The organism is Herbidospora sp. NBRC 101105, from assembly GCF_030269205.1.
GTDB lineage: Bacteria > Actinomycetota > Actinomycetes > Streptosporangiales > Streptosporangiaceae > Herbidospora > Herbidospora solisilvae.
In genome coordinates, this window is record NZ_BSSX01000002.1 from 753,862 (window position 1) to 779,553 (window position 25,692).

General features: G+C 69.5%; 28 protein-coding genes and 1 tRNA gene. 21 read left to right on the forward strand and 8 right to left on the reverse strand.

Features of this window, described 5'->3' with window-relative positions:
• Positions 1 to 49: 49 nt before the first annotated feature.
• The 5 genes from QSK34_RS12240 to QSK34_RS12260 all read right to left on the reverse strand — a co-directional run bounded on the left by QSK34_RS12240 (position 50) and on the right by QSK34_RS12260 (position 5,297).
• Entirely contained in the window at positions 50 to 1,237 is a 1,188-nt protein-coding gene (locus QSK34_RS12240) for an ABC transporter permease (RefSeq protein WP_161478935.1), read from the reverse strand.
• Entirely contained in the window at positions 1,230 to 1,898 is a 669-nt protein-coding gene (locus tag QSK34_RS12245; protein WP_285583317.1) for an ABC transporter ATP-binding protein, read from the reverse strand. Before QSK34_RS12245 ends, QSK34_RS12240 begins: the two co-directional genes overlap by 8 nt.
• Positions 1,895 to 2,908: a peptidoglycan-binding protein gene (locus tag QSK34_RS12250; RefSeq protein ID WP_285583320.1), complete on the reverse strand. Its 1,014-nt coding sequence runs from the start codon at positions 2,906 to 2,908 to the stop codon at positions 1,895 to 1,897. The genes QSK34_RS12245 and QSK34_RS12250 overlap by 4 nt, the downstream gene beginning before the upstream one ends.
• Positions 2,905 to 3,414, reverse strand: a complete 510-nt coding sequence (locus tag QSK34_RS12255) for a hypothetical protein (RefSeq protein WP_285583322.1) — start codon at positions 3,412 to 3,414, stop codon at positions 2,905 to 2,907. The genes QSK34_RS12250 and QSK34_RS12255 overlap by 4 nt, the downstream gene beginning before the upstream one ends.
• Positions 3,415 to 3,530: 116 nt before the next feature.
• Positions 3,531 to 5,297, reverse strand: a complete 1,767-nt coding sequence (locus tag QSK34_RS12260) for a S1 family peptidase (protein ID WP_285583324.1) — start codon at positions 5,295 to 5,297, stop codon at positions 3,531 to 3,533.
• A gap of 329 nt (positions 5,298 to 5,626) precedes the next feature.
• Here QSK34_RS12260 and QSK34_RS12265 point away from each other — a divergent pair, with 329 nt between their 5' ends.
• Together QSK34_RS12265 and QSK34_RS12270 are read left to right on the forward strand one after the other, a co-directional pair.
• On the forward strand, positions 5,627 to 6,109 hold the full coding sequence (locus tag QSK34_RS12265; RefSeq protein WP_285583326.1) for a hypothetical protein: 483 nt from the start codon (positions 5,627 to 5,629) through the stop codon (positions 6,107 to 6,109).
• Positions 6,109 to 6,693, forward strand: a complete 585-nt coding sequence (locus QSK34_RS12270; RefSeq protein WP_161478930.1) for a TetR/AcrR family transcriptional regulator — start codon at positions 6,109 to 6,111, stop codon at positions 6,691 to 6,693. Before QSK34_RS12265 ends, QSK34_RS12270 begins: the two co-directional genes overlap by 1 nt.
• Positions 6,694 to 6,706: 13 nt before the next feature.
• Here QSK34_RS12270 and aceE read toward each other — a convergent pair whose 3' ends face one another.
• Positions 6,707 to 9,454 carry a pyruvate dehydrogenase (acetyl-transferring), homodimeric type gene (aceE, locus tag QSK34_RS12275; protein ID WP_353051380.1) on the reverse strand — a complete coding sequence of 916 codons (2,748 nt, stop codon included), beginning with the start codon at positions 9,452 to 9,454 and terminating at the stop codon, positions 6,707 to 6,709.
• Between the two features lie 268 nt (positions 9,455 to 9,722).
• Here aceE and QSK34_RS12280 point away from each other — a divergent pair, with 268 nt between their 5' ends.
• The 5 genes from QSK34_RS12280 (at position 9,723) to QSK34_RS12300 (ending at position 12,449) form a co-directional block, all read left to right on the forward strand.
• Positions 9,723 to 10,133, forward strand: a complete 411-nt coding sequence (locus tag QSK34_RS12280; protein WP_030454529.1) for a secondary thiamine-phosphate synthase enzyme YjbQ — start codon at positions 9,723 to 9,725, stop codon at positions 10,131 to 10,133.
• Positions 10,134 to 10,255: 122 nt separating this feature from the next.
• On the forward strand, positions 10,256 to 10,681 hold the full coding sequence (locus QSK34_RS12285) for a DUF3052 domain-containing protein (RefSeq protein WP_285583330.1): 426 nt from the start codon (positions 10,256 to 10,258) through the stop codon (positions 10,679 to 10,681).
• A gap of 66 nt (positions 10,682 to 10,747) precedes the next feature.
• Positions 10,748 to 11,188, forward strand: coding sequence for a peroxiredoxin (locus tag QSK34_RS12290; RefSeq protein ID WP_285583333.1), 441 nt, complete (start codon positions 10,748 to 10,750; stop codon positions 11,186 to 11,188).
• A gap of 80 nt (positions 11,189 to 11,268) precedes the next feature.
• Positions 11,269 to 11,520, forward strand: coding sequence for a hypothetical protein (locus QSK34_RS12295; RefSeq protein ID WP_285583335.1), 252 nt, complete (start codon positions 11,269 to 11,271; stop codon positions 11,518 to 11,520).
• Positions 11,521 to 11,534: 14 nt separating this feature from the next.
• Complete coding sequence (locus QSK34_RS12300; protein WP_285583337.1) at positions 11,535 to 12,449, forward strand: ROK family protein; 915 nt, start codon at positions 11,535 to 11,537, stop codon at positions 12,447 to 12,449.
• A gap of 28 nt (positions 12,450 to 12,477) precedes the next feature.
• On the opposite strand, the gene QSK34_RS12305 is transcribed toward QSK34_RS12300, so the two are convergent.
• Entirely contained in the window at positions 12,478 to 13,869 is a 1,392-nt protein-coding gene (locus QSK34_RS12305) for an amidohydrolase family protein (RefSeq protein WP_285583339.1), read from the reverse strand.
• A gap of 118 nt (positions 13,870 to 13,987) precedes the next feature.
• Here QSK34_RS12305 and QSK34_RS12310 point away from each other — a divergent pair, with 118 nt between their 5' ends.
• The 11 genes from QSK34_RS12310 (at position 13,988) to QSK34_RS12360 (ending at position 22,194) form a co-directional block, all read left to right on the forward strand.
• Positions 13,988 to 14,797 carry an IclR family transcriptional regulator domain-containing protein gene (locus tag QSK34_RS12310; protein ID WP_285583341.1) on the forward strand — a complete coding sequence of 270 codons (810 nt, stop codon included), beginning with the start codon at positions 13,988 to 13,990 and terminating at the stop codon, positions 14,795 to 14,797.
• 69 nt (positions 14,798 to 14,866) lie between these two features.
• Positions 14,867 to 15,973: a CaiB/BaiF CoA transferase family protein gene (locus QSK34_RS12315; RefSeq protein ID WP_285583343.1), complete on the forward strand. Its 1,107-nt coding sequence runs from the start codon at positions 14,867 to 14,869 to the stop codon at positions 15,971 to 15,973.
• Positions 15,970 to 16,728 carry a citryl-CoA lyase gene (locus QSK34_RS12320; protein WP_202609744.1) on the forward strand — a complete coding sequence of 253 codons (759 nt, stop codon included), beginning with the start codon at positions 15,970 to 15,972 and terminating at the stop codon, positions 16,726 to 16,728. Before QSK34_RS12315 ends, QSK34_RS12320 begins: the two co-directional genes overlap by 4 nt.
• A 12-nt stretch (positions 16,729 to 16,740) precedes the next feature.
• Entirely contained in the window at positions 16,741 to 17,604 is an 864-nt protein-coding gene (locus QSK34_RS12325) for a DODA-type extradiol aromatic ring-opening family dioxygenase (RefSeq protein WP_062353650.1), read from the forward strand.
• Complete coding sequence (locus QSK34_RS12330) at positions 17,601 to 17,963, forward strand: hypothetical protein (protein WP_161478921.1); 363 nt, start codon at positions 17,601 to 17,603, stop codon at positions 17,961 to 17,963. The genes QSK34_RS12325 and QSK34_RS12330 overlap by 4 nt, the downstream gene beginning before the upstream one ends.
• Before the next feature lie 95 nt (positions 17,964 to 18,058).
• The gene (locus QSK34_RS12335) at positions 18,059 to 18,889 is read left to right on the forward strand and encodes a quinone oxidoreductase family protein (RefSeq protein ID WP_285583351.1); all 831 of its coding nucleotides are present in this window, start codon (positions 18,059 to 18,061) and stop codon (positions 18,887 to 18,889) included.
• 33 nt (positions 18,890 to 18,922) lie between these two features.
• Positions 18,923 to 18,994, forward strand: a tRNA-Val gene (locus tag QSK34_RS12340).
• A gap of 159 nt (positions 18,995 to 19,153) precedes the next feature.
• A complete protein-coding gene (locus QSK34_RS12345; RefSeq protein WP_285583354.1) occupies positions 19,154 to 19,723 on the forward strand; it encodes a tyrosine-type recombinase/integrase in 570 nt (189 codons plus the stop codon).
• The gene (locus QSK34_RS12350; RefSeq protein WP_353051388.1) at positions 19,720 to 20,037 is read left to right on the forward strand and encodes a site-specific integrase; all 318 of its coding nucleotides are present in this window, start codon (positions 19,720 to 19,722) and stop codon (positions 20,035 to 20,037) included. The genes QSK34_RS12345 and QSK34_RS12350 overlap by 4 nt, the downstream gene beginning before the upstream one ends.
• 327 nt (positions 20,038 to 20,364) lie before the next feature.
• On the forward strand, positions 20,365 to 20,964 hold the full coding sequence (locus QSK34_RS12355) for a DUF4352 domain-containing protein (RefSeq protein WP_285583358.1): 600 nt from the start codon (positions 20,365 to 20,367) through the stop codon (positions 20,962 to 20,964).
• A gap of 825 nt (positions 20,965 to 21,789) precedes the next feature.
• A complete protein-coding gene (locus QSK34_RS12360) occupies positions 21,790 to 22,194 on the forward strand; it encodes an ABC transporter permease (protein ID WP_285583362.1) in 405 nt (134 codons plus the stop codon).
• Positions 22,195 to 22,207: 13 nt separating this feature from the next.
• On the opposite strand, the gene QSK34_RS12365 is transcribed toward QSK34_RS12360, so the two are convergent.
• Positions 22,208 to 22,486: a hypothetical protein gene (locus QSK34_RS12365; RefSeq protein WP_285583364.1), complete on the reverse strand. Its 279-nt coding sequence runs from the start codon at positions 22,484 to 22,486 to the stop codon at positions 22,208 to 22,210.
• A 438-nt stretch (positions 22,487 to 22,924) separates the two neighbouring features.
• On the opposite strand from QSK34_RS12365, the gene QSK34_RS12370 reads away from it, so the two are divergent.
• The 3 genes from QSK34_RS12370 to QSK34_RS12380 all read left to right on the forward strand — a co-directional run bounded on the left by QSK34_RS12370 (position 22,925) and on the right by QSK34_RS12380 (position 25,556).
• On the forward strand, positions 22,925 to 23,413 hold the full coding sequence (locus tag QSK34_RS12370; protein ID WP_285583366.1) for a hypothetical protein: 489 nt from the start codon (positions 22,925 to 22,927) through the stop codon (positions 23,411 to 23,413).
• A 478-nt stretch (positions 23,414 to 23,891) separates the two neighbouring features.
• Positions 23,892 to 24,995 carry a lipase family protein gene (locus QSK34_RS12375; protein WP_285583368.1) on the forward strand — a complete coding sequence of 368 codons (1,104 nt, stop codon included), beginning with the start codon at positions 23,892 to 23,894 and terminating at the stop codon, positions 24,993 to 24,995.
• A 408-nt stretch (positions 24,996 to 25,403) separates the two neighbouring features.
• Positions 25,404 to 25,556 (forward strand): hypothetical protein, encoded by a 153-nt coding sequence (locus tag QSK34_RS12380; protein WP_285583370.1) that lies wholly within the window; start codon positions 25,404 to 25,406, stop codon positions 25,554 to 25,556.
• Positions 25,557 to 25,692: the final 136 nt, after the last annotated feature.

Here is a 25,692-nt window from a genome sequence, read left to right on the forward strand (position 1 = left end):
GGTCCGCATCCTGCCGGTCCGGGGGTAAACACCGGTTAAGCGCCCTGTGTCAGGCGCTCAGGGCGAGGGTGGGCGACATGCGGGCGGCCCGCATCGCCGGGTAGAGCCCGGCGACCGTCCCGACGAACAGGGTCGCCGTGAGCGCCCCGGCCGGCGCCCAGGCCGGCACCGTCGGGGGCAGGTCCATCCAGGTCGCGTACGCCACCGTCACCGCCGCGCCCAGCACCGCCCCGGCCACCCCGCCCAGGCCCGACAGCAGCAGCGACTCGGCGAGGAACTGGCCGCGCACCTGCCCCCGGGTGGCCCCCAGCGACCGGCGCAGGCCGATCTCCCTGCGCCGCTCCAGGACCGAGATGACCATCGTGTTGGCCACCCCGACCCCGCCGACGAGCAGCGCGACCGCGCCGATCCCCAGCAGCAGGCCGGTGAACGCCGAGTCGGCGGCGGCCCGCGCCGCCAGCGCGTCGGACGGCCGGCTGACCTCCACCTCCTCCGGGCTCTCCGGCGAGGCGGTGGCCGGCAGGACCGCCCGCACGGCGTCGACCTGGGCCGGGTCGGTCCGCGTGTAGATCGTGGTCGGGTGCCCGTCGAAGTTCAGGTACGTCCCGGCGGCGTCGAACCCGACGAGCGCCGACCGGTCGACCTCGGGCGCGAGCGGCGAGGGGGCGAGGATGCCGACGACGGTCCACCACCGGCCCCCGATCCAGAGCTGCTCGCCCACGGCGCGCACCCCGAGCCGCTCGGCGGCCACCGCGCCGAGCACGACGGCCCGGAGGGAGTCCGTGGCCTCGTTCAGCCAGACGCCCTTGGCGACCGGGGTCTGCAACGTGCGCAGCAGCTCCGGGGAGGCCGCCCGGGTGGTCAGCCCGCCGGTCGACTGCGGGTTGATCCGGTCGGTGCGGTAGACGGGTGTCCCGGTGTCGCCGGTCGCGCCCGCCACCTCGACCGGCCCGACCGCCCCGACCATCGCGAGCGCGGTCTGCGGCAGCGCGGTCTGCTCGCCGAACAGGCTCTGGCCGGGGGTGACCCGCAGCAGGTTGGTGCCGAGCCGGTCGAGCTCGGCCAGCAGTTGCGCCTTGGACGACGAGGAGATCCCGACGACGGCGACCATGGTCGCGATGCCGATGGCGATGCCGAGCGCCGACAACACCGCCCGCGCGGGCCGCACCCGCAGCCCGGCCGCGCCGACCCTGACCAGGTCGCCCCAGGTGAGCCGGGCCGGACGCAGCTCAGCCATCGGACACCACCAGGCCGTCGCGCAGCCGGATCCGGCGCGGCGCGGCGGCGGCCACGTCGGCGTCGTGCGTGATGATCACCACGGTGGTGCCGGCCGCGTTCAGCTCCCCGAGGAGGGTGAGCACCCCCGTGCCGGACACCGAGTCGAGGTTGCCGGTCGGCTCGTCGGCGAGCAGCAGCGCCGGTTCGCCCACGACGGCGCGGGCCACCGCGACCCGCTGGCGCTCGCCGCCCGAGAGCTCGTTCGGCCGGTGCTCCAGCCGGTGGCCGAGGCCGACCCGGGCCAGCGCGTCGGCGGCCCTCTCCCGGCGCTCGCGGCGGCCGACCCCGGCGTACAGCAGGCCGTCGGCGACGTTGTCGAGCGCGGTCACGCCGTCGGCCAGGTGGAACTGCTGGAACACGAACCCGATGCGCCGGGCCCGCAGCGCCGACAACTCCCGGTCCGACAACGTGGCGACGTCGTATCCGGCGATCGTGACGGTGCCCTCGGAGGGCCGGTCGAGGGTGCCGATGAGGTGCAGCATCGTCGACTTGCCCGATCCCGACGGCCCGGCGATGGCCACCAGTTCGCCCTGCTCGACCCGCAGGTCGACGCCGCGCAGGGCGCGCACGCCCCCCGGGTAGGTCTTGGCCGCGCCGGCCAGTTCGATGACGGCGGTCATTCGGCGGGCACCTCGACCTTCATGCCCTCGGCCAGCCCGGCGCCCTCGATCTCGACCCGCCCGGCGGCGAACAGCCCGGTCGTCACCTTCGTGACCGTGCCCGCGATCCGCACGCCGTAGCCGCCCTCGCGCAGCGCCAGCAGCGCCTCGACCGGCACCGAGAGCACGCCCTCGCGGGTCTCGCCGGTCAGCCCGACGTCGACCGGGGCCTGGTCGAACCGGCCGAGCCGCCCCTCGGCGGTGATCTCGACGTCGATCGTCGCCTCCCCGCCCTCCTGCGCGGGCGGCCGGGCGACGGTGCCGATCGAGGTGATCCGCCCCTTCCCGGTCCGCCCGTCGGGGGTCTCCAGCGTCACCGGGGCGCCGAGCCGGGCGAGCTGCTGGTCGGAGGCGGCGAGGTCGACGTGGACGACCCGCTTGGTGCCGGTCGTGGCGATGACCGACCGCCCGGCGGGCATGCCCGCCTCGGCGCTCACCTGGGCGACACGCACCGCGCCGGAGGCGACCACCACCTCCTCGGGCCCGACCGTGCCGGTCTCGTCGAGGTTCAGGTCCTCCTGCCAGTCCTGTACGGCCTCATGCGTGGACCAGGTGAAGTCGTCGTCGACCGTGCCGGGGTCGTAGCCGAGCGCCTTCAGGTTGCGCTCCAGCTGCCGGACGTCGCGCCCCGACGTGGTGGTGTCGAGCCGGCGGTACATGGGCGTGGAGCCGTACATCAGCACGACGGGCTTGCCGTCGACGGAGTAGAGCCGCTTGCCGCGCCGGACGACGGCGCCCTCCTCGGGCGTCCAGGTGACCGTGCCGCGGGCGGCGTTGGGCAGGTCGCGCCGGTTCTCGTAGCCGAGGGTGCCGCCGACGGTCTCGGCGTCGGCCAGGTCCCCGCGGGTGATCTCGGCCGTCGCCACCGCGGCCGGCGCGGGCGGCGGGGGCGTGTCGAGCGTGGCCGCCGCGACGCCGCCCCCGGCCAGCGCGGCGACCGCCACTCCCCCGGCGAGCAGCCCCTTCCTCACTTCGGGCCCCCGCCGGGCAGGTGCTTCTCGCAGATCGCCTGCGCCTTCTCCGCCTCCGGGGAGTCCATGACGTCCTTGGGCGCCCGGATGAGCATCCGCCCGCCGTCGACCTTCGGGTCGGGCATGTCGACGCCGTTGTCCCGCATGCAGTCGGTGTACTTCTGCACGGCGTCCGCGAAGGCCGCGTCGCCCATCGGCGGCCCGCCCCCGATCGGCCGGAACTCGGCGCATTCCTCGTTGGCCTTCTCGACGGTCGCCGGGTCGACGCCCTCCTTGATCCGCACCCGGACGGCGTTGCCGCCGGGCTCGGGGTCGGGCACGTCGATGCCGTGCTCCCGCATGCACTGGGCGAACTTGACGGCGTCTCCGGACGCCGCCGGGCTGGGCGCCGCCGCCGCGGAGGCGGACCCGCCTCCGGCGGTCGCGACTCCGCTCTGCTGAGCGGTTCCGCAGGCGGCCAGGAACAGCGGGACCGCCGCGACCAAGGCAATTCTGAATCGGGTCATGCGTGATTTCTAGCGAGACGCCGTTAAACACCCATTAAGCGAATTCGCTTATCCCATGTTTATGCGAACAGAAAAGGCCCGTGGGGAAGACGGGCCTTTCTCTCGGTCCGTCGGCGTTACTGCTGCGGCCGGTTGCCGAGCTGGCGGCGGAGCTGCTCCAGCTCGCGCTCCAGGTCGGCGACGTTCCGCTCCTGCGGCTGCTGAGGCTGGGACTGCGGCTGCTGGCCGTAGGGCTGATGCTGCGGGATCGGTCCACCACCGTGCTGCCCGTGCTGCCCGTGCTGCCCGTACTGGTTGCCCGGCTGCTGCCCCTGCTGACCGCCGTGGGCCTGCTGGTAGGCCTGGTAGGGCTGCGACGGCGGCCGGTAGCGGGTCGTGCTCTCGGCCGGGGGCAGGGAGTGGGCGGGCGGCGGCTGGTAGGCCGGGATCTGCTGGGCCTGCGCCTGGTAGGGCGGGGCGCCGTTGTAGACCGGGATCTGGGGACGCTTCTTGCGCTTGGCCCTGCGCACCACCAGGCGGAGCAGCACCAGGCCGAGCAGGATCGCCACGAGCACCCCGGCGCCGATCAGCACCCAGAAACCCGTCGACTGCGGCGACTCGTCCTTGCCCGCCGTGATGGCCTGCTGCGAGTTGGTGATGTACTCGGCGACCCACGGGTGGGTCGGGTGCAGCGCCTGGACCTCGCGGAAGATCGGCAGCGCCTCGGAGTAGTGCTTCAGGAAGAAGGCGTCCAGGGCGGTGTTCCAGCGCGTCGTGGTCGCCGACGCGGTCGGCTTGATGCCCTTCTCGTTCAGCTTCTCCTTGATCACCGAGATCGGGAGCACGAAGGACTCGTTCTCCGACGCCTCCCCGCCCTCGGAGACCGTGCCCGCGATGAGCATGCCGATGACGTCGCCGTCCTTGGAGAACACCGGCCCGCCGGAGTTGCCGTGGTAGGAGGGCGCCTGCGTCTGGATGTACGGCACGCCCTTGTCGGTCGTCCGCAGCGCGTTGTACGGCCCCTCGGTCAGCGCCGGGTCGAGCTTCGACTCCAGGCTGAAGAACGGGGTGTTGGTGACCAGCCCGGGGAACCCGCTGATGTACAGCGTCGAACCCACCTGCACGTCGGCGTCGTCGCCCAGCGGCACGGTCGGCAGGTTCTGCTGCCCGTTGACCTTGAGCAGCGCGTAGTCCTTGCCGGGGTAGCTCTCGCCGACGTCGACCAGCTCGGCCACGATCGGCTTGGCGGTCTTGTCGACGCCGCCGCCGGGGTGGGCCTGCAGCACGGCGATCTCCTTCTTGAGACCGTTGACCTGCATGTTGGCCGCGTTGAAGTTGATGAAGAGGTTCTCGGCGAGCTTGATCATCTCTTCGTCGGGCGAGAGGTCCTTGACCATCTCCAGGATCCCCTGGGCGTCCTCCTCGTAGAACTTGGAGAGCGCCTGCTGGGCGAAGACGTCGTAGAGCTCCTTCTCGCCCATCTCGACGCAGTGCGCGCCGGTGACCATGTAGCCGTCGGGGGTGACCCACCAGCCGGTGCACATGCCGCCGACCTCGGCGTCCACGACGCGCTCCGGGGTGCCGGGCACGAGGTAGGCGCCCACGTTGGCGTTCATCTGCTCGAACATGTACTTGGCGATGGTCCGCTGGTCGGAGGCGACCTTGCCGGCCACGACGTCGGCGGTGATCTTGTCGACGAGGGCGTACAGGTTGGCCTCGTTGACGGCCGGGGTGGGCACGCTGACCTTGCCCGTGTAGGTGAGGCTGGTGAGCTGGACGGCGGGGTGGGTCTGCGCGGCCAGCCTGGTCCCGATCGGGACGTTGGGCGTCTCGTCCGCGTACGCGGGAGATGCGGCGAGCACCGACACCGCCGCAGTGGCGACGATGATTCTTCTGAGGTTCACGGCACTGATCGTCGGACAGCCGCCTTGTCCACCACTTGTGAGTGACTTGGGGTTTCCATTACCCGGGGGAAAACCCCAGGGCACACCCCGTGGCGGGCACGTTGTCCCGTTCCTACCGTTGCGGTCATGGCCGGAGCCGTCCCGCCCGGGACCGTCACCGTCCGCGACCTCCCGTGCCGCCCCCTCCTGCGGCCGCCGCCCGACGTGGCCGACAACCGCGCCGGCCGGCGGGTCCTCACCCAGGAGGGGGCCTCCCGCACCGGCCACGCCCTGGCCGCCGTCACAACGGGTTCAACTAGACGGGAACCAGGTGTGTGTACCATCAGTACATGCAGACCGTCTTAGTCAAGGTCACCGGAACCGTGCTGGTCACCGCGCTGATCGCCCACCCGCTCTACGCCCCCCACTGGGGCACGGGCATCCTCGGTGAGGTCACCGCCGCCGGGCCGGTCGGCGGGCCGGTCTTCGTCGCGGTCTTCTTCGGCCTGGTCGCCCTCTACTGCCGGGCCCTGGAGCGCACCCTCGTCCTGGCGGGCGCCGACCGCCCCGGGGCGGTGTGGTGGATGTTCGCGATCCCGTACAACTTCACCGAGGACTTCTTCATCGTCGGGAGGGTCCGCGCCGCGCTGGCCGGGCGCGTCACGCCGGAGTTCCTGCGGTGGTGGTCGATCCTCGGGTACGGCTGGTGCGCCTTCCAGATCCTGTCGCTGCTCCCCGGCCTGCCCGGCTACGCCGGAGGGGCCGTGGCCGTCCCCCTGTGGGCGGCACACTGGATCATGACGTCCCGCCTCCAGCACACCCTGGGAACCTGATGCCGCTGCCTCGCTTCGACCGGCTGCCCGCCGGGTCCCGTGCCGCGATCCTCGCGGTCGCGCGCGCCCACTTCGCCCGCGACGGGAAGGACGCGGCCTCGTTCAACCAGATCATCGCCGACGCCCGCATCTCCAAGACCTCGGCCTACCACTACTTCGACGGCAAGGACGACCTGTGGTCGGCCGTCGTCGCCGACGCCTCGGCACGGGCGCTGCGTGTGCTCGGCCCGTGGCGGCCGGCGGAGTCGGCCGACGACCTGTGGGAGCGGCTCCGCTCGGGTTCGGCACGCCTGTCGGCCCACCTGCGCGACCACCCCGACGACCGGGCCGTGCTGGCGGCGGGCGGCGGCTCCGGGAGCGACGGCTGGATCGCCGACCTGGTCGCCGACGCGACCCGCATCGGGCTGGTCGACGTGGTCCCTGGCATCGAGGCCGCCACGGCCGGGGTGTTCGCGGCCGTCGACCGGTGGGCCCTGGACCACCCGGACGAGCCCGACCCCGCCGGGCCGCTCCTCGTCCTGCTGGCCCGGCTCTGGGGCGTACCGGAAACGAAAAGGCCCCCGAAGCACTCGGGGGCCTTCTGAGAGACGGGTGGGCTCAGACGCCCATCGCCTCGGTGTCGTTCGACTCGGCGGTGGTGCCGATCTCGGTGACGCCGTTCTTGAGGTGGTAGCGGGCGATCGCGTCCTTCAGCGTCTCCGGCTTGACCTCGCCGCGCTTGGCGAGCTGGGTCAGCACCGCCAGCGTGATCGAGGCGGCGTCGACGTGGAAGTGCCGCCGCAGCGCCGACCGGGTGTCGGACAGGCCGAAGCCGTCGGTCCCGAGCGACGTCCAGTCGCCCGGCACCCACTGCGCGATCTGGTCCTGTACGGCCCGCATGTAGTCGCTGACGCCCACGAAGGGCCCGGGTACGTTCGACAGCTTGGTCGTGACGTAGGGGACCTTCTGCTCGGCCTCAGGGTTCAGCAGGTTGTACTCCTCGCACGCGAGGGCGTCGCGGCGCAGCTCCGACCACGAGGTGGCCGACCACACAGAGGCGGCCACGCCCCACTCCTCGGCCAGCATGCGCTGCGCCTCCAGGGCCCACGGCCCGGCGACGCCCGACACCAGGATGTTGGCCTTGGGGCCGTCACCCTGCGACGGGGCGAAGAGGTAGAGGCCCTTGAGCAGGCCCTCGACGTCGAGGCCGGCCGGCTCGGCGGGCTGCTGGTAGGGCTCGTTGTAGACGGTCAGGTAGTAGAAGACGTCTTCGGCGTTCTCGCCGTACATCCTCCGCAGGCCGTCGCGCACGATGTGGGCGACCTCGTAGGCCCACGCCGGGTCGTAGGAGATCGCGGCGGGGTTGGTCGAGGCGATGAGCGGCGTGTGGCCGTCTTCGTGCTGGAGGCCCTCGCCGTTCAGGGTGGTGCGGCCGGCGGTGGCGCCGAGCAGGAAGCCCCGGCCCATCTGGTCGGCGAGCTGCCACATCTGGTCGGCCGTCCGCTGCCAGCCGAACATCGAGTAGAAGATGTAGATCGGGATCATGTGCTCGCCGTGGGTGGCGTACGACGACCCGACCGCGATCGTGGAGGCCATCGAGCCCGACTCGGTGATGCCCTCGTGGAGGATCTGACCCTCGGTCGACTCCTTGTAGGACAGCAGCAGGTCGCGGTCGACCGCCTCGTAGGTCTGCCCGTAGGGCGAGTAGATCTTGGCGGTCGGGAACATGGCGTCGATGCCGAACGTGCGGGCCTCGTCGGGGATGATCGGCACGAAGCGGTTGCCGATCTCCTTGTCGCGCATGAGGTCTTTCAGCAGGCGGACGAACGCCATGGTGGTGGCGACGTTCTGCTTGCCCGAGCCCTTGGAGAGCTGCTTGTAGGCGTCGTCGCCCGGCAGCTTGAGGGTCTTGGCGCGCACGACCCGCTTGGGCAGGAAGCCGCCCAGCGCGTGGCGGCGCTCCTTCATGTAGGCGATCTCGTCGCTGTCGGGACCCGGGTGGTAGTAGGGCGGCAGGTCGCCCTCGAGGTCCTTGTCCGGAATCGGAAGGTAGAGCCGGTCGCGGAACTCCTTGAGCTCGGCCTTGCTCAGCTTCTTCATCTGGTGGGTGGCGTTGCGGGCCTCGAAGTCCTTGCCCAGCGTCCAGCCCTTGATCGTCTGCGCCAGGATGACCGTCGGCTGGCCCACGTGGTCGCGGGCCGCCTTGAACGCCGCGTAGACCTTGCGGTAGTCGTGGCCGCCGCGCGAGAGCTTGCGGATCTCGTCGTCGGACAGGTGCTCGACCATCTTGCGCAGCCGCGGGTCGCCGCCGAAGAAGTGGTCGCGGATGTAGGCGCCGTTCTCGACGGAGTAGGTCTGGAACTGGCCGTCGGGCGTGGTGTTCATCTGGTTGACCAGCACGCCGTCGACGTCGGCCGCCAGCAGCGGGTCCCAGTCACGGCCCCAGACGACCTTGATGACGTTCCACCCTGCGCCGCGGAAGTAGGACTCCAGCTCCTGGATGATCTTGCCGTTGCCCCGGACCGGGCCGTCGAGCCGCTGCAGGTTGCAGTTGATGACGAAGGTCAGGTTGTCGAGCTCCTCGCGGGCCGCCAGACCGATGGCGCCGAGCGACTCGGGCTCGTCCATCTCGCCGTCGCCGAGGAAGGCCCACACGTGGCTGCGCGAGGTGTCCTTGATCTTGCGGTCGTGCAGGTAGCGGTTGAACCGCGCCTGGTAGATCGCGCCGATCGGGCCCAGGCCCATGGAGACCGTGGGGAACTCCCAGAAGTCGGGCATCAGGCGCGGGTGGGGGTAGGAGGGCAGCCCCTTGAACCCGTGGGACAGCTCCTGCCGGAAGGCGTCGAGCTGGTTCTCGGTGAGGCGGCCCTCGAGGAAGGCGCGCGCGTAGATCCCCGGGGCCGCGTGGCCCTGGAAGAACACCTGGTCGCCCGACTCGCCGTGGTCCTTGCCGCGGAAGAAGTGGTTGAAGCCCACTTCGTAGAGGGACGCCGCGGAGGCGTAGGTGGCGATGTGGCCGCCCACGTTGGTGCGGGCGTTGGCCCGGGTCACCATGATCGCGGCGTTCCACCGGCTGTAGGCGCGGATCCGCCGCTCGACGTATTCGTCGCCGGGGAACCACGGCTCGCGCTCGGGGGCGATCGTGTTGATGTAGTCGGTGCTGCGCAGACCCGGGACGCCGACCTGGTGCTCACGCGCCCGTTCGAGCAGGCGGAGCATCAGATAGCGCGCTCGGGTTCGCCCCTCCGTCCTGACGACGTTGTCGAGCGACTCAAGCCACTCCTGGGTCTCGCTTGGATCGACATCAGGGAACTGGCTGGGTAGGCCGTCACTGATGATCGAGAAACGCTGGCGTCCGGAAGCCACTGGGTCTCGCCTTCCGAGAATGGACTTTTGTCGGTCTAGGGTTCGGGTTCCATCCTGGCTGCTCCCTGCGGAAGATGCATCTCTACCGCGGGGTAACCGGGTGGTCTTTGGCCTAGACCACCGATGGTAGGACGATTTTCGCCCAAGCTTGCACATCCCGCCACCACCGGGTGTGCTCACTTCGTCAGCGTAACGTTTTGACCTAGGTTGTCCCTCACCTGGTCGCACGACCCCGATTTACGGGCAGGCCGCACCTTAGTATCCCGATGTGAGATCTCAGGTCATCGAGGTGCGGACGGGCTCCCGGGAACGGGTGCACGACATCACCGCGGAATGCGCGAGGTTCGTCGGAGACCAGGGAGGCGACGGCCTTCTCAACGTCTTCGTCCCTCACGCGACGGCGGGCGTGGCGCTGATCGAACTGGGCGCCGGCAGTGACGACGACCTGCTGGCCGCGCTGGGCGACCTGCTCCCGGCCGACGACCGCTGGCGGCACGCCCACGGCTCCCGGGGCCACGGGCGGTCTCACGTGATGCCGGCCCTGATTCCGCCCTATGCGACGGTGCCCGTCATCGGGGGGCGGCTGGCTCTGGGCACCTGGCAGTCGATCGCCATCGTGGATCTCAACGTGGACAACATGGAACGTCGTGTTCGTTTGTCCTATTTGTCCGAATCGTAGATAACGGTGCGGGTCACTGACCGTGGCGACCGTTGACGACGATGGGTCACAGCGTGTGGACTGTGCCGAACGATACCCGCAGCGGTTTCCGAGCGGGGTCGATCCGAGCAGGAGGGATGAGAGTGAGCGCGACCGCGGGTCAGGCGCAGGGCGAGCGCGGCCTGGCCGAACGACTTGGCCTCAAGCCGGGTCAGGTGGTGCAGGAGGTCGGCTGGGACGAGGACAGCGACGAGGCGCTTCGTCAGTCCATCGAGGAGCTGACCGGCAACGAGATGGTCGACGAGGACTATGAAGAGGTCGTCGACGTGGTGCTCCTGTGGTACCGCGACGGGGACGACGATCTGTTCGACATCCTGAGCAGTGTGACCACGGCGCTGGCGGACGGCGGCCAGATCTGGCTGCTGACCCCCAAGGCGGGCCGTGACGGCCATGTCGAGCCGAGCGACATCGGCGAGGATGCCACGACCGCCGGCCTCGCGCAGACCAGCAGCATCAGCGCGGCCAGAGACTGGTCGGGCACGAGACTCGTCTTCAAGGGCCGCCGCTAGCCGGCTGGGCCCCGTCCTGCCGTACGGCCGCCGCCGTACGGCAGGCTCACTACGGGCGGAGCGATCATGGACATGCTGACCGCCGGGTCTCCCGCGCCCGACTTCGAGCTGACCGACCAGCACGGCACGCCGGTCCGGCTCTCGGGCTTGCGCGGCCGGAAGGTGCTGCTCGTCTTCTTCCCGTTCGCCTTCACCGGCGTCTGCCAGGCGGAACTTCACGATCTACACGGGTTCGGCGACGCGGTCGTGCTGGCCGTCTCCGTCGACTCGATGTTCGCGCAGCGGGCCTGGGCCGACCGCGAGGGCTGGGACCTCACCCTGCTCTCGGATTTCTGGCCCCACGGTCAGGTCGCGCGTCTTTATGGTGTCTTCGATGAGGTGAAGGGGGTCGCCTCCCGGGGGACCTTCGTCATCGACGCCGAAGGCGTGGTGCGCTGGACGGTCGCGACCGCGATCGGGCAGCCGCGCGACGTCGCCGACTATCGGAAAGTCCTCAGCGAGCTGTAGGGGAGGCCGACATGCCCTGCTACCGATGCGGGGCCCGGCAGACCGACCCGGTTCGTGGCGCGAGCCCGTGGAGGCGCGGGGTGCGCTCTGACGCCCAGGTCCTGATCTGCCCGGACTGCCAGCGGGCCCACGATCTCCAACTCGACACCTGCTTCTCGTGCGGCTCCACGACCCTGGTCTGCCGCCTGGGCGAGGTGGAGTGCCGCTCCTGCGGCCACGTCCGCAACGCCGGCGAGGGCGGCCCCCGGCGCGACTACCGGCGACCCTCCGTGCCGGCCGACCTGGCGGCGGAGGTGGAGGCGGCCCTGTCTCGCGTACTCGGCCGGTCGTGAGATTAGATGTCCGGATGAGTTACGTGGTCGCCCTGGATGTGGGCGGGACATCGATGAAGGGCGGCCTCGTCAGCGAATCGGGCGAGGTGACCGTTTTCCCCGGGCGTGCGACCGGGCGGGAAGACGGGCCCGAGGCCGTCGTCGCCAACATCCGGGCCTACGTGGCCGAACTGGCCGCCTCGGGCGACGGGCCGCCGCGCGGCGTCGGCCTGGCGGTGCCCGGGATCGTCGACGCCGACACGGCCCTGTTCTCGGCCAACATCGGGTGGCGTGACGTCCCGGCGGCCACGTTCGTGCCCGAGGGGCTGCCGGTGAGCCTGGGCCACGACGTCCGGACGGCGGGCCTGGCCGAGAGCGTCTTCGGGGCCGGCCGCGACGTGACCGACTTCCTCTTCCTGCCCATCGGTACGGGAATCGCCGGCGCCCTGATCATCAAGGGCGAGCCCTACGGGGGCGTCAACGGCTGGGGCGGCGAGATCGGCCACACCCCCGTGTGGCCCGACGGCGAGCGCTGCGCCTGCGGCCAGACCGGCTGCCTGGAGACCTACGCCTCGGCGGCCTCGCTGGGCCGCCGCTACACCGAGCGCACCGGCAAGCCCGCCACGGCGGTCGACGTCATGGCCCAGGCGGGCTCCGATCCCCACGCCTACGCGGTCCTGGCCGACGCCGTCGAGGCGCTGGCGATCTCGCTGGCGTCGTACACGCTGCTCATGGACCCGGCGATGATCGTGATCGGCGGCGGCCTCGGCGAGGCCGGCGAGGCCCTGCTGACCCCGCTCAGAGACCGCATGACCGAACGCCTGAGCTTCCGCAAGCCCCCGCCGCTGCGCCAGACGGCGCTCGGCGTCCGCGCGGGGATGCTGGGAGCGGGCGTCCTCGGCTGGCGCGCGGCGGGAGTCCACGACTGGGCTCCTCAGCTCGACCTGTAGGCGAGGAGAGGCGCCTCGATTCGGCTGCTCAGCTCGATCGGTAGTCGGTGTACATGTAGGGGTTGTCGAGGATCTTGGTCTCCGGGATGTCGGGGTTCATTCCGGAGAGCCAGGCGTCGCCCAGTTCGCTCATCAGGTGGTCGACCGTCTGGGTGACCGCCGCGCGGGCGGCGTCCACGCCCTCGACCCGGCCGTCGCGCTTCACGACCCGGCCGTTGACGAGCACGGTGTGCACGTCGCCGCGCTGGGCCTGGAAGGCGATGTGGCCGTAGGGGTTGAGGATCGGGAACATGACGGGCGAGGCGTCGTTCTTGATCAGGACGACGTCGGCCTTCTTGCCGGGCTCCAGGCTGCCGATCCTGTCCGACAGGCCCAGGGCCGCCGCGCCGCCGCGGGTGGCCCACTCGACGACCTGCTCGGCCCGCAGGTGGCAGTGGGTCACGGTCTCCGACCTGAGGTGGGCCTCCAGGTGCTCCCTGGACCGGTCGGCGCCCAGGGTGGCCCGCATGGCGGAGAACAGGTCGCCGCTCCACCACACGCTGGTGTCCATCGACAACGACACGGGGATGCCGTGGTGCCGGAGCTGCCACGTGGGCGGGTAGCCCTGCCCGGCGCTCTGCTCGCTCTCGGTCGAGACCGACACCGAGCCGCCGGTGGCGGCGATCCGGTGGTAGGAGTCGGGGCTGAGGGTCGCCGCGTGGACGTAGGTCGTCTCCGGCGTCATGAAGCCGTTCTCGTACATGAGCCGGATGCCGTCGTCGTTGGTCGCGCCCCACACGCCCGCGTGGGTGGTGACCGCGAGCCCGAGGTCGCGGGCGGCCTCGAAGGCGGCCTTCTCGGGGAAGGCGGGGTCGCCGGTGACGTCGAAGGCGAGCTGGAGGCCCAGCATGTCGCCCCATGACCGCCGCCCGATGAAGTCGCGCAGATCGGCGGAGGGCGCCCAGTCCCAGGGGGCCTGCTGGATGTTGCCGTACGCGAGCACGAACCGCCCCGGGACCGCCTCCAGCGCGTCGACGGCCGCCTCGGCGTGGTCGACGGTCTGGAGCCCGTGCGACCAGTCGACGGTGGTGGTGACCCCGGCGTCGAGGGCCTCGACGCCGCCCAGCAGGTTGCCGGCGTAGACGTCCTGGGGGCGGAACTTCCTGCCCCATTCGAGGTAGTACCAGACGAAGTACTGGGTGAGGGTCCAGTCGGCGCCGTAGCCGCGCATCGCGGTCTGCCACAGGTGGCGGTGGGTGTCGATCATGCCCGGCATGACGATGCCGCCGGACGCGTCGATCTCCTCGGTGCCCTCGGGCACCTCCAGATCGGGCCCGACGGCGACGATGTCCTCCCCGTCGGCCAGCACGTCGCCGCGCGCCAGCACGGTTCGCCGGTCGTCCATGGTCAGCACGAGTCCGTTGCGGAGGACGATGGGCATAGAGCTGCCTCCCAGAGTCGCGGACCAACGTCCGCCTGGCGGTCGCAGAAATGTGAATGCAACAATGCGAGCCCCCTACGCCGATGTCAAGACACGCGGGGCGGTCTAAAGTCGACCCATGCCACGCAAGGACACCGGACCCGACTTCATCGAGGCGCTGGCCAGGGGACTCGATGTGATCAAGGCGTTCGGCCCGCGCCAGCGGGTGATGACCCTCACCGAGGTCGCCACGGCGACCGAACTGGCCCGCCCGACCGCCCGCCGCATCCTGCTGACCCTGGAGGAGCTCGGCTACGTCAGGGCCGCCGAGGGGGGCTTCGCGCTCACCCCCCGGGTGCTGGAGCTGGGGGTCGCCTACGTCCACTCCATGGGCCTGTGGGAGATCGCCCGTCCCCACCTGGAGCAGCTCTCGGCGCTGACCCGCGAGTCGTGCTCGATCGCGCAGCTCGACGGCTCCGACATCGTCTACGTCGCCCGGGTCGCGGTACCCAAGATCGTCACCCTGTCGGTCAGCATCGGCACCCGGTTCCCGGCGCTCCAGACGTCGCTGGGCAAGGTCCTGCTGGCGGCCCTGCCGGCCGCCGAGGCCGACGCCGTCCTGGAGACGCCGAGCCAGTCGGGCATCACGCCCCGCTGGCGCCCCTCGGCCGAGGAACGCCACGCGGTGCTGCGCGCGGTCCGGGCCAGCGGCTGGGCGGTGACCGACGAGCAGCTCGCGCCGGGCATCCGCTCGGTCGCCGCGCCGCTGCGCGACGGCCACGGGAGGGTGATCGCGGCCATCAACGTGAACGCCCACTCGGCCGAGACCTCGATGGAGACGCTGACCGAGGAGTTCCTGCCCGCGCTGCTGCGCACGGCCGGCGCGATCGGCGCCGACGTGGCCCTCCACGAGTCCATCCCCCAGTCGGTCTCCCAGGTCTCCGCTTGACATCACCTTCGCCGCCCGACAAGACTCGGGCTCGCGGACACTTGTCCGCGTAACGGACGAAGGGATCTCATGGGCGCACTCGACGGCATCCTCGTGGCCGATTTCTCCCGGGTGCTCGCCGGGCCCTACGCCACGATGCTGCTGGCCGACATGGGCGCCGACGTCATCAAGGTCGAGGCGCCCGGCGGCGACGACACCCGCAACTGGCTGCCCCCGGAGCGCGACGGCGTCTCGACGTACTACCTGGGGGTGAACCGGGGCAAGCGCTCGGTCGCCCTCGACCTGAAGGACCCCGCCGACCAGGCCCTGGCCCACGAGCTGTCGGCCCGCGCCGACGTCTTCATCGAGAACTTCAAGCCCGGCGGCCTGGCCGCCTACGGGCTCGACTATCCGGCGGTCCGGGAGCGCAATCCCAAGGTGGTGTACGCCTCCATCACCGGCTTCGGCGCCGAGGGCGGCGCCCACCTGCCGGGGTATGACCTCATCGTGCAGGCGGTCTCGGGGCTGATGAGCCTCACCGGTTCGGCCGACGGCCCGCCCTACCGGGCGGGCATGTCGGTGTTCGACGTGATCACCGGCCTGCACGCCGTGTCGGGCATCCTCGCCGCGCTCTACGCCGGCGGCGGCCAGCGTGTCGAGGTCAACCTCATGTCGTCGGCCCTGTCGGCGCTGGTGAACCATTCGAGCGCCGTGGTGGCCGGGGAGGTCACTCCCCACCGGATGGGCAACGCCCACCCGTCGTTGTTCCCCTACGAGCCGCTGGAGTGCGCCGACGGCGACCTGATCGTCGCCGCGGGCAACGACGGGCAGTTCCGCAGGTTGTGCGAGGTCCTGGGCGTGCCCGGACTGGCCGACGACGCGCGCTTCGCGCGTACCAGAGATCGCACCGCGAACCGGGCCGAGCTGAAACCGCTGCTGGTCGCGGAGCTGCGGAAGCGGACGCGAGCCGACCTGTTCGCCGAGCTCAGCGCGGCGGGGGTGGCCTGCGGCCCGATCAACACGGTGACCGAAGGGGTCGCGCTGGCCGAGAGCCTGGGCCTGGAGCCGGTGGTGGAACCGGGCGGCGTGCCGTCGGTGCGGCACCCGATCCGCTTCTCCGGCACTCCCGCCGGCTACCGGCGGCCGCCGCCCGCCTTGGACGAGCACGGGGACGAGATCAGGAAGTGGCTGCGATGAACTTTCCCACCGGCATCGGCACGTCCGACGCCGACTCCATCAGCCTGCTCGGGCACGACCTGGCCCACGACCTGATGGGCAAGGTCGGCTTCGGGGAGCTGGCCTTCTGGCTGGTGGCCGGACGCCGCCCCACCCCCGGGGAGACCCGGGTGTTCGAGGCGGTCCTGGTCGCCCTGGCCGACCACGGCTTCACCCCGACCGCCATCGCGGCCCGGCTGACGCTGCTGAGCGCCCCCGAGAGCGTCCAGGGGGCGCTGGCGGCCGGGCTGCTGGGCGGCGGCTCCCGGTTCCTCGGCGTGACCGAGGACGCGGGGCGGTTCCTCCACGAGCTGGTCGAGTTCTCCAACGGGGACGACTGCTGGGACAACGTGGCGCTGGAGGCCGTACGCGAGGCGCGGGCCGAGAAGCGGCTGATCCCCGGCCTGGGACACCCGGTGCACAAGGAGGAGGACCCCCGCACGCCGGTGCTGTTCGCGCTGGCCCGTGAAGAGGGGGTCTTCGGCCCGCATCTGGCGCTGTTCGAGGCCATCGGGCGGGTGCACCCCGAGGTGCTGGGCCGCAGGCTGCCGCTGAACGGCGCCGGGGTCTGCGGGGCGGCCCTGGCCGACCTCGGCCTCCCGGTCGACCTGCTGCGCGGCTTCGCCCTGCTGGCCCGCGCCGCCGGCCTGCTCGGTCACCTGGCCGAGGAGCGCCGCCGCCCCATCGGCATGGATGTCTACCTGACCGTCGACCGGAACGCGACGTACGAACCGTAGAGAAGGTGTTCCATGGCAACACTGGCCGCCGTGATCGCGTCCACGCACCACCCGTTCTATTACAAGGCCAGCACGGCGCCCCCGGAGGAGCGCCCGCCGTTCGCCGACGAGTGGGTCGCCAAGATCACCGCCTTCCGCGAGACCCTGACCCGGGCCCGCGCGGACGTGCTGGTCATGGTCGGCTCCGACCACTTCCACCAGTTGTGGCTCGACAACATGCCGCAGTTCCTGGTGGGCAAGGCGCCCTTCTACGACGCCAACTGGTACAACGAGGAGCGCGAGTTCGGCCTGCCCCGCATGCTGCTGCGCGGCCATGAGGAGCTGTCGTCCCACATCCTGCGCGGCGGCCTCGACGAGGGCTTCGACCTGGCCTTCTCCAACGAGCTGCGGATCGACCACAGCATCACGTGCCCGATCATCACGCTGCGCCCCGAGGCCGACCTGCCGATCGTGCCGATCTACACCAACATCTTCGCCCCGCCCCTGCCGAGACCGGCCCGCTTCGTGGAACTCGGCCACGCGATCAGGCGCCTGATCGACACCTGGCCCTCCGACCTGCGGGTCGCGGTCATCGGCACCGGCCACCTGTCACTCGAACTCGGCGGCCCGAGGCAGTTCGGCCCCCATGGCCCCGACCCGGAGTTCGACCGCAAGGCCGTCGAGTGGATCGCCTCCGGCGACATCGAACGGGCCCTGGCCGAGGTCACCCTCGACTCCCTGTGGACGCCCGGCAACGCCACCCACGGGTTCATGGACTTCATGCTCATGATGGGCGTGGCCGGAGAGGGCGCCAAGGCCGACTACGCCGACTCGCTCGACCTGTTCCACACGATGGAGGCCTACTTCACCTGGTATCCGAACGGGGTCCCGGCATGAGCAAGTACCTGCTGAACAAGTTCCTGTTCACCGTCGACCGCGACCCCGACCTGGTCGAGCGCTACCGCGCCGCGCCCCACGAGACGGTGGCATGGTGGGAGTCGACGATCGCCAACGAGATCCTGAACTGCCACGGCGGGGAAGCCAGCACGTGGTTGTCGTTCGACCCGGTCGAACGCGAGGCGCTGACCTCCCACGACTACGTTCGCCTTTTCGAACTGGGCGCCCACCCGTTCCTGACGCTGACGCTGTTCATCGCGATGTTCGAGCGCGACTACGAGGAGCCGCTGGCGTTCCAGAAGGAGTACGCCGCCCGGCTGTCCCACTTCTCCCTCCCCTATCCGGACATCGCCACATGAGCTCACCGATGCGGGCGGCCCTGATCGAGTCCTGCGGCCGCCCGCCGGTGGTGGGGAGCGTCCCCCGGCCTCTTGCGGGGGCCGGGGACGTCCTCGTGACCGTGACCTGCGCGCCGATCACTCCCCTGGACCTGCTGTGCGCGACCGGTCTGTCGTATTTCGGGCAGCCCGCGCTGCCCTATGTGCCCGGCGTGCAGGGGGTCGGGATCACGCCTGACGGTGAGCGGGTGTGGTTCCCCACGTCGGCCGGGATGGCTCCCGGCGACGGAAGCCTGGCCGAGCTCTGCGCGGTGCCCTCTGCGGATCTTGTGCGCGTGCCGGACGGGTGCGACGACGTCGTGGCGGCGTCCCTGGGCCTGTCGGCGGTGGCGGCGTGGCTGGCGCTGACGTGGCGGACGCGGCTGGAGCCCGGGGAACGGGTGGTGGTGCTGGGAGCCGGCGGGGCAGTGGGGCAGGTGGCGCTGCGGGCGGCCCGGCTGCTGGGGGCGGGTGACGTGGTGGGGGTGTCCCGGGCGCCCCGGCCGGGGTGTATCGCCCTGGAGCCCGTTTCGACCTTGGCCGATCGGCTTCGCGAGGTGGTCGGGGCGGCTGACGTGGTGATCGATCCGGTGTTCGGGGAGCCTGCCGCGGCGGCTCTGCAGGTGCTTGCCCCTGGGGGGCGGCTGGTCAACTTGGGCGGGTCGGCGTCTGATTCGGCGACGATGTCGTCGGCTGTGTTGCGGAGCCGGGCGGTATCGGTGCTGGGGTACTCGAACAATGCCGTCAGCCGGGAGCAGAGGGCTGCCGCGCTTGGGGCGGTCTTCGGGCATGCGGCCCTCGGGGAGCTGGCGGTTGATCACTATGTGGTCGGGCTTGATGACGTCGGGGCGGCTTGGGAGGGTACGCAGGACGGGCGGGCGGTCGTGCGGGTTACCGAGGTGCCTTAGGGCTGGGGAGTGCCGTAAGGTGTAAGCGGTCCGGGGCGGTTAGCTCAGCGGTAGAGCACTCGCCTTACAAGCGAGGGGTCACTGGTTCGAACCCAGTACCGCCCACAAATAGCCTCTCACCTGCGGAAATCGGTGAGGGGCTTTCGTTTGCCACCAGCCCACACAGCTCAGTGAGCCCTCGCCTTCGACCTTTTCCTGAGCTATTTGGGGTTCTGCAAGGCCTGACATCGCCTTGACTGAACGCCCGCACGGGAGGCCACCGGCATGGCCACTCTCACGTCAACCGCAGCGGAGCACTTCGGCCAGGAGATCGGTAGCTTCCGCCGATACCTTCGCGCCGAGAACAAGAGCGACAACACCACCCGCATCTACACCGACGCGGCCGAACGCTTCGCCAACTGGCTCGCCTCCGAGTCCGATGACGACGTCGTCGAATGGGGGCAGGTCCGCCGGAAACACATCCAGGAATGGATCATCTACCTGGGTGAACAGGGCAAAGCCGACGGATACCGCAACAACTGGTTCCGGTCGATCCAGCAGTTCTGGCGCTGGTGGGCGGAGGAGTTCGAGGAGCCGAACCCGATCGCCGGCCTCAAGCCGCCGCATGTGCCCGAGAACCTCGGCGCCCTGCTCAAGGACTGCGAGGGCAAATGCTTCATCCAGCGGCGCGACAAGGCGATCCTGTACGTGTTCATGGACTCCGGGATCAGGCGCGGAGAACTCGTCGCCCTCAGGGTCGAAGACCTCGACCTGGACCAGCGGGAAACCGGGTCCTCGGGAAGGGGCGACGGCTGCGGACCGTCACGATCAGCAGGAAGGGCGCCCGCGTCCTGAGCGTTCGGCGCCACCACAAGGGGGCGGACGACCCCGGCCTGTGGCTTTCGGAGAAGGGCCGCGGCGTCCTCACCTATGCCGGGGTCAAGCTGATGCTCAAGCGCCGCGCGGCCCGCGTCGGACTGGACAACCTCTACCCCTACCTGCTTCGGCACACCTGGGCGCATTTCGCCAAGCAGAACATGTCCGAGGAGGAGCTCATGCGGCTGGCCGGCTGGTGTTCGAGGTCCATGGTCGACAGGTACGCGGCGAGCACGACGGATGAAAGGGCCCGCGAAGCGGGGAAGCGGCGCGCGTTGGGCGATCTCCTCTAGTGGTTGCGCAGAGACACAAGAGTTCAGGCCCGACACGATGCAGGAATACGACTTGTCCGCAGGTCAGCGATCCTAACGATCTGGTCTCCCAGGATGGCCGAGGTAACCCGGGAAGGCGCACCATCCGTCACAGGAACGTTCCCACTCCCCGATCTTCGGAGCCCACCGATGACTCAGCCGGGCCCCTATGACCCCCACCAGCAGCCTCAACAGTGGCAGCCGCAGCCGTACGGCCAGCAGCCTTACCCGCCTCCCGGGTATGGGTATCCGCCTCCTCCGCCGCCCCCGAAGCGGAGTAACACGGCGGCCATCCTCATGATCTCCACAGTGGTCTTCGTTCTCGTCGTGGGCGGCTGCTTCGCGGTCGTCCTCAACATCGGCAACGAGACCGCGTGGCGGGAAACGCTGGCAACGCCAAGCCGCGGCCCGGCCACTAGCAAGCCAACCGCCCCGCCCTCCGACGCTGCCACCGCACCAGAGGAGCAGCCAGCCGGCGATACGTCAGCAGACGGCCCTGCGGCCATCGGCTCCCCGATCACTTTGCAAGGACTGGATTCCGACGTGCAGGTCGACGCTACCGTGACGCAGATCTTCGACCCCGCCACGTCTGAAAACGACTTCATCAAACCCAAAGCGGGTGCCCGCTGGGTGGCGGTGGAGTTGCAGCTGAAGAACATCGGGACGGCCGTCTACACCGACGCACCCAGCATCGGACTCAAGCTGATCGACGCGGAGGGCCAGCAGTACTCCCAAACGTTCGGGGATGTGGAGGAGGGTGAAGTCTTCTCGTCCATCACGGTCAATTCCGGGGATACACGCAAAGGCGTAGTTCTGTTCGAGGTACCGGAGGGTGTCAAACTCGCCAAGCTCCAGTTCGCCCTGAACACCGGTTTCGCAAGCGAGACAGGCGAGTGGACGATCTCGTAGGGCGTGATCCCGCAAGGCTCAGCGCCAGCACGCTCAGGCGATCGTGGCCGACCAGCGGCCACGGCTGAGGCGAATCGCCCCGTCCGGCGCGACCTTGACCAGGGCTCCGTTGAGCGGGAGTGCGCCGTGCTGGAGCCAGTACCCGTACCCGGTCGAGTTCCTCCCATGGGCGCCTGGGGCTGTCCTGGTGCACCACTCCAGGCGCTCCCGACATGGATGCGGCTCGAGCCCACGACCCGTCCTCGTGGACCATGAATGGCCGTGCTGAGGCCATCGCGTTCCTCGTAGTCGTGCTCGATACCCGGGACGGCGATCTCCAGCATGCTGCGGATCTCCCAGGTGTCGCCGTCGACCATGTCCAGCACGGGGAACCTGCTGGCGGCAGCGTCGCCCTCGGCCTTTCGGACAGCGGCCACCTGCTCGGCCAGGTGAGGTGGGTAGTCGCCGCCGGTGCGCGTGGCCATGAACATGGCCCAGCCTCGTTCGACCGGGGACTGGGGTTAGGCGGTACGCGACGCCGTCATCTGAGGGCCCCGCGTGCGGCTTGACATGGTCGCGCACGCAGGCTGAGGCCACGACCGCGACGAGGCCCATGACGCTGGCACTGCACGGACGACCAGCGACAGCCCAGCGTCGCACCGAGCGTAAGCAGACCGAGGACGCTGACGGGCAGAATTGAGCCCTGCTCGGCCTGTTCCTGCCGCCGTGGCGGGTGAGGGATGCTGGACCGGCTAATAATGCGCCAGGACCACGGGTACGTCACGACCTGCTGCCGCTGACGCCAACAGTCGACGGACCGTGCACTGGTTGTCGGGCAACCCCCCGGTGACGGTCGTGCTGGCGCTGGTCTACGGGTACATCCCGTTCTTCATCGTGCCACTGTTCTCCACCCTCGACCGCATTGACCCGTTACTCCTGAAAGCAGCGCGGGACCTGGGCTGTTCGAGCCTGAGCGCGTTCTGGCACGTGACGCTGCCGCTGTCACGGCCGGGCCTGCTGACGGCGTCGGCCATCACAGCGCTGCCGATGTTCGGCGACTACTACACGAACACCCTCGTCTCGGGCTCGCCGACCTCCACGATGATCGCCAACAAGATCGAGTTCTACTTGCTCGGCGGGACCCCGCAAGGAACTCGGGGCGTCACTCGTGCTGCTGCTGTCGGCGCTGAGCATGGTGGTGACGGTGTACTACCTGATCTCCAGCCGGCGAGCCGAGGAAGGGTGGCGTGAAAGCATTGAGAGGTCACATCAAACCCGGTTGTAATTGAACCCAGATCAGTCGCCATAATCCCAGCGCCAGGAACAACCCTGGGATCATCCACGACTTCTTGAATTTCCACCTGCATATCACCGCACAGAGCATAAGGGTCATGCCGAAACCAACCAGGAGTCGCACAAAAGCCACCCCGTCCGGATCAATCTCCGGAGAGTCGGTCGACGGGTAGCGTTCGACCCCGAAGAGCCAGCCCAGCCCTATCGACAGACTTCCGCTGATCACAAGGGACCAGTAGATCAGCCGCACCAGGAGCCCTTTCGCCTGCCTGTCCGTTGTTCCAGCATGCTTCGATTTTTCATCACCCGGCGCCCATAGCTGTTCGGGCCATTCCCTCCATTATTATAACCTGATGCCGCATTAAGTGCGGTCGAATTCGACCAGGGGCCGGTATTGGGCGTCAACTTACGCAGATATGCCGCAGCCATGAAATTCCCTGGACGGGATCCTCCAGCGATGCCAGAAGCTGGCCCTCCAAGAGGTTCGATAACGTATTCTTATCCTCGTCGCGCCCCTTGCTCTTGTCGTATCCGAGCACCCAGGCAGCGGTCCCGAGGTTCATGGAGTTATCCGGCGGAGTCCGCAATCGGAGGATATCCACCTACCTCTTCGTAACCACACCCGCGAGTACCCAGGCGGAAATCGGCCAAGCGTCAGAAGATCTATGTCGATCCCGACCGCTTCATCATGTCGCGCGAGGCCAGCGTCCCCGGATTCGAGATCGTACGGGTAGTGGCGGAAGAGTGCTGGGGCGAGGCCCAAGATCCGAACGAGGCGAGGGATCTCCTTCGGCAGCACGCGGAGGAACTCGGCGGTAACGCAATCGTTCGCCTCCGGCTGGAGCGGTTCACCGCACAACACGGGTGCTCCAACTACAGATACACCGTACACCGCTTCTACGGAGACGCGGTCATCCTCAAGAAGGTCAAATACTCGTCCGATCCACAGGTGATCGCCAAATCCGAGCAGGAGATGCGGTCGGCGCGCAATCGACAACATCATTACTCGGTAGGCATCAGGGCATCGCTCGTCAGGCCGCCGCTGATGAAATTCGTCCCCGTTCTCGTGTGGTCCCTTCTGAGAACGGCGTTCACGGTGGGCCGGCTCGTCCTCCTGCACGGCACGAAGAAGGCGCTTTTATGGGAGTTTGGTCATTCTCGGGAAGCGAACGTCTGACATGAGCGTCACTTCGGCGGCGCGGCGAACTTGGCGGCCACGGTGTCGAGGACCCAGTCGAGCTTGGGGTGTGACGGAGACAAGGGAAAACAACCATCCGACATACTGCGAATATCCAGCAATACGAAGCTCGCTGGCGACTACATGGTCCGAAAACGATTTACGAAACGCACCGAATCCACGTACAGAGATGGCGCCAGATTCGCCGTCCCACGTTCGGGCTCGGCGTGAGGTACGACCAGGCTCCATGTGCCAGCCCTCGTGGGGGCCGTGCCGCCGGCGGTTGCCGTGACGGTTGACGGCTCCGCCAGAAGGGCCCTGCCTCCGTTGGATGCACACCTTCCGGGACGAACCCCTGATCTCAGGTTCTCTGGCTGAAGCGTTCATAGCCGACGTGCGCGGACAACGCCGCGCGTTGCCAGGACCCGGTGGGCCGGGGTGATGATCTGAGCCAACGGACCGATGCCCCGGAGGCGCCATGCGTCTGGCTCGCGCACTGCTGGCCCTGCTCGCGTTCACAGCCGTCGTCGCCGTTTCACCGGCTCATGCCTCGGCTCTCGGGAAAGGCACCCTCGTCCGGGTCGAAGCGCTGACCGGAAACCTGAAGCTCGCGGGTTCCGGCCCCTCGTGGCGGGTCTGGTACGTGTCCTCGGCCTGGAACCGGCAACCGACGGTGATCAGCGGCACGATCTCGCTCCCCCTGGGTCGGCCACCCGCGAACGGCTGGCCGGTGATCAGCTTCGGGCACGGCTTCGGCGGGGTGGCGGACTCCTGCGCGGTCTCCCGCACCGGCGGCGCCCCCTGGGAACGTACTCTCCAGGAAGCCTTGATCGGAGCCGGGTACGCGGTGGCCGTCACCGATTTCCAGGGCATCGGCACACCGGGAGAGAGTCCGGGCGTGGACGGCCCCTCGGCGGCGTACGCGATGATCGACATTGTCCGTGCGGCCAGGAGGCTGGGGCCGGTGTCGCGGTCCTGGCTGCCGGTCGGCTACTCGCTCGGCGGGCACGCCGCGCTCTGGTCCGGCGCGCTCGCCGCCTCGTACGCGCCCGAACTGGCGGCCAAAGGCACGATCGCCCTGGCGCCTTTCACCCAGTGGCAGCTCCAGGTCGGTTCGCCCCTTGTACGCGACCCGGCCGGAGCGGCCAGCTTCGTCGTGCCCTACTCGGGGCGGGCGCTTCCGATCACCCACGATTTCCGGCCCGCCCGCTGGTTCACCCGCAAAGGCCTGGAGCTGATCGGTCTGGCCGGGCGGCTCTGCGTGGACGAGATGGTCGCGGCCGTCGCCGGGCTGACCAACGCCGACATACTGAAGGATCCGATCGCAGCCGGCGATGAGTTCGTCCGCCTGTTCGCCGAGGAGGAGGCACCGCTCACCGGCTACACCCGCCCGGTCCAGCTCATCCACGGCACCGCCGACACGCTCCCCGCCGTCTTCAGCGAGATCACGACAGGTCAGCTCGCGGGGGCCGGTGTGGATGCGACGTACACGCCTGTGGACGGCGCCGACCACTTCACCCTGCTCCCAGCGGTGGCGGCCGACGTGGTGACACGGTCAGACGTGTTCTTCGCGAACCCATAGGAAGTCGCGGGTGACGCGTTTGCCGGCCATCCCGCCGCCGTCGAACGCGCGGAACGGCCGGGCTCGCCAGGCGAAGGCCTCCGATCCGCGCGACCGCATTGGCACCCTGACCGAACCCCCGCCGACATACCGGATCCCACGAGACTGGCGGGCGTGGTGCACTGCGGTCACGACCATCTCGGCGTGCAGTTCGGGATCACATGCAGGTCAGAGGTTCGCACAACTCTGGTCTGCGGAAATGCCCACGAAAAAAGGGCATCCTGTCAACGACATGGCGCCCTTCTACGTCTGTGACCTGCGTCTGCATTGGGGATCAAGCGCACGCCAAGTCGCGTGGAAGTGATCCCCAAGGGTCCCCCTGTCTACTGAGATCCGTCAACAACGACACCTCGACAACAGGAGATCCCCATGCGCACGCTCAAGCGCGTCGCCGCCCTCGCCGCCACCGCCGCCGTCACCATCACCACCTTCGCCGTCCTCGCGGCCCCCGCCAACGCTCAGCGCGGCGAGTGGTACCCCTGCACGATCGACGGCAAGCCGATGTGGTGCATGGACGTCTAAACGGCCGAGCCTCCGGCGATCCGGGCGAACCCACGTTTCGCCACTTGAACCGATAGTCGCTTGGCTGCGGACACGAGCCCCGTCCCAACTCGCACTTGGGTCGGGGCTCGCCGTTTGTACTCTGCCTCGACCAGGG